This is a genomic window from Kineococcus glutinatus (genome assembly GCF_039542765.1).
Lineage (GTDB): Bacteria > Actinomycetota > Actinomycetes > Actinomycetales > Kineococcaceae > Kineococcus_A > Kineococcus_A glutinatus.
In genome coordinates, this window is sequence record NZ_BAABIL010000677.1 from 1 (window position 1) to 2,911 (window position 2,911).

The 2,911-nt window shown below is 75.3% G+C and carries 2 protein-coding genes and 1 pseudogene; 2 read left to right on the forward strand and 1 reads right to left on the reverse strand.

Features of this window, described 5'->3' with window-relative positions; genetic code table 11:
* A pseudogene (locus ABEB16_RS19980) lies at positions 1-362 on the forward strand (RNA polymerase); the annotation flags it as partial.
* A 28-nt stretch (positions 363-390) separates the two neighbouring features.
* Entirely contained in the window at positions 391-2,304 is a 1,914-nt protein-coding gene (locus ABEB16_RS19985; protein ID WP_345713950.1) for a primary-amine oxidase, read from the forward strand.
* Positions 2,305-2,343: 39 nt separating this feature from the next.
* On the opposite strand, the gene ABEB16_RS19990 is transcribed toward ABEB16_RS19985, so the two are convergent.
* Positions 2,344-2,688, reverse strand: coding sequence for a YtxH domain-containing protein (locus ABEB16_RS19990; protein WP_345713951.1), 345 nt, complete (start codon positions 2,686-2,688; stop codon positions 2,344-2,346).
* Positions 2,689-2,911 lie beyond the last annotated feature (223 nt).

The window sequence follows — 2,911 nt, forward strand, 5'->3', positions numbered from 1 at the left end:
TCGAGGGCCTGGTCGCGGTGCTGGACCCAGCGGTGGTGCTCACCGGCGACGGCGGCGGGGAGGTCAGCGCCACCCGCCGCCCGGTGCACGGCGACCGCGACGTGGCCCGCTTCCTCCTCGGCATCGCCGCCAAGGGCGCCGGGGCCGTCGTGGAACCCGTGCTCGTCAACGGCGCCGCGGGTTTCGCCGCCCACGAGGAGGGGCGCCTGGTGCTCGTGGTGTCCCTCACCACCGCCGCGGGGCGCGTCGTGCGCGTCGACGTGCTGCGCGCGCCCTCGAAGCTGGCGCGGGTGGCCCGGACCTCGCCGCGGGTGCGGGCCACCCCGCCGCCGGAGCGGCACGAACCCCCGGCGCTGCCCTGAGGACGCCGGCTGCCGCTAGCGTGGCCGGGTGAGCAACCACCCGCTCGCCCCCCTCGACGCCGAGGAGATCACCCGCAGCCGCGAGGTGCTGCGGGCCTCCGGCCGGCTCGCACCGGGGACGCGCTTCGCGTCGGTGACCCTCGCCGAACCGCCCAAGGCCGACGTGCTGGCGTGGCGGCCGGGGGACGCGGTGCCCCGCCGGGCGCTGTCGGTGCTGTGGGACCGCGCCGACAACCGCACCCACGAGGCCGTCGTCGACCTCGTCGCCGGCGAGCTGGTCTCGTTCCGGCACCTGCCCGGCGTCACGCCGAACTTCACCGTCGACGAGTACCACGAGTGCGAGGCCGCGCTGAAGGCGGACCCGCGGGTGGTGGCGGCGCTGGCCGCGCGCGGCGTCACCGACCTCGACCTCGTGCTCCTCGACGTCTGGACCTACGGCCTCGGCGTGATGCCCGAGCGCTGGCGCGACCGCCGGCTCGGCTGGTGCGACGTGTGGCGGCGCGAGACCCCCGCGGGCAGCCCCTACGCCCACCACGTGCAGGGGCTGAAGTTCGTGGTGGACATGAACTCCATGGAGCTGCTGGAGATCGACGAGGCCGACGAGGTCGCGCCACCGGCGCCGGTGGTGGGCGAGTACGAACCGGAGCTCCTGGCCGCGCGACTGCCGGGTTTCGCGCTGCGCGAGGACCTGCGGCGGCTGGACGTCCACCAGCCGGACGGCCCGTCGTTCACGGTGGTGGACGGGGAGCTGCGCTGGCAGAAGTGGTCCGTGCGGCTGGGGTTCACCGCCCGCGAGGGCCTCGTGCTGCACCGGCTGCGCTACGACGACGGCGGCCGGGAGCGTTCCGTGGCGCACCGGATGTCGTTCGCGGAGATGGTCGTGCCCTACCGCGATCCCGGGTTCGACCACTACCGCCGCACCGCCTTCGACATCGGCGAGTGGGGCCTGGGCGCCATGACGACGTCCCTGGAGCTGGGGTGCGACTGCCTGGGGGAGATCCGCTACCTCGACGCCGTCCTCGCCGACTCCCGCGGGGAGCCGTACACCGTCCGCAACGCCGTCTGCCTGCACGAGGAGGACGACGGCGTGCTGTGGAAGCACGTCGACGCGAACGGCCGGGTGCAGGTGCGCCGCTCCCGGCGCATGGTGGTCTCCTTCCACGCCACCGTCGCCAACTACGAGTACCTCGTCTACTGGCGCCTGCACCTCGACGGGTCGATCGAGTGCGAGGTGCGCGCCACCGGAATCGTGGTGACCACCCCGCTGCCGGAGGGCGCCGACGTGCCCGTCACGGGGACCCTCGTGGACGAGCGGACGTACGCCCCCCTCCACCAGCACTTCGTCGTCGCCCGCCTCGACCTGGACGTCGACGGCACGGAGAACACCGTGCTGGAGGTGGACTCGGCGGCCCTGCCCGTGGGACCGGGCAACCCGCACGGCCTGGCGGTGGGGACCACCGAGACCCCGATCACCTCCGAGGCGTCCGCCGGCCGCGACGTCGACTGGTCCCGGCAGCGGCGCTGGAAGGTCGTCCACGCCACCGCGCGCAACGGGCTGGGCACCCCGGTGGGGTACGAGCTCGTCCCGCACGCCGCGATCCCGCACATGTTCGGCGCGCAGGCGCTGCAGTTCCTGCGCGCCCCCGTGATCGGCCACGACGTGTGGGTCACCCGCCACCACGACGACGAGCGCTGGCCCGCCGGGGACCACCCCGTGCAGAGCGGCGAGGACGCGGGCATGACCCGCTGGACCGCCGACGACGAGGCGCTCGTCGGCACCGACGTGGTGCTGTGGCACGTGTTCGGCATCCACCACGTGGTGCGGCCGGAGGACTGGCCCGTCATGCCGGTGGACAAGGTGTCGTTCGTGCTGCGACCGGTGGGGTTCTTCGACCGCAACCCGGCGCTGGACGTGCCACCGCCGCCGGGGTCCTGCCACTGACGGGACCCCGGCGGCGGCGGCCGCCGCAGCGCCCGGCGGTCAGAGGGTGCTGGTGCCGTTGACGGTCGTCGTGGTGGGGGTGTCCAGCGTGACGGTGCCCTGGGGCGCGGGCTCGCCCGCGTCGCCGCCGCGGTGGCGCACCTTGTCCGCGACGGTGCTCGCGGCGGCCTTCGCGGCGTCGCCGGCCTTCTGCGACGCGGTGCTGGCCGCGGCCCTGGCGGCGTCGGTCGCCTTGTCCTCCAGCACGCTCACCTTGTCCTGCACGGTGGGGTTGCCCCACACCTTCAGGGCGGCGGACCGGATCTGCTCGTAGCGCCCGCGGCCGGCGCGGGCGCCGAGCACGTACCCGGCCGTGGCGGCGATCAGCACGGTGGCCTTGCTCATCGGGGGTTGCTCCTCGGTCGACGGTTCCGGGACCCGACCAATGATCCACCCCGGCGCCACCGGGCGCGCGCGGAGGCCGGTCAGGGGGCGGGGGGCCGACCGGCGAGCAGCAGCAGGACGACGTCCACGGCGGCCACCGCGATCGTCGCCCGGAACGGCCAGCTGCTGCGCCGCCCCGAGCGCGCGTCCCGCACCACGGCCAGCGCCCCGGCGGCGGCGTCGT

What these genes read in the sequence shown, in the direction of transcription:
- ABEB16_RS19990 (WP_345713951.1), bottom strand. Translation starts at nt 2,688, where the DNA reads ATGAGCAAGGCCACCGTGCTGATCGCCGCCACGGCCGGGTACGTGCTC.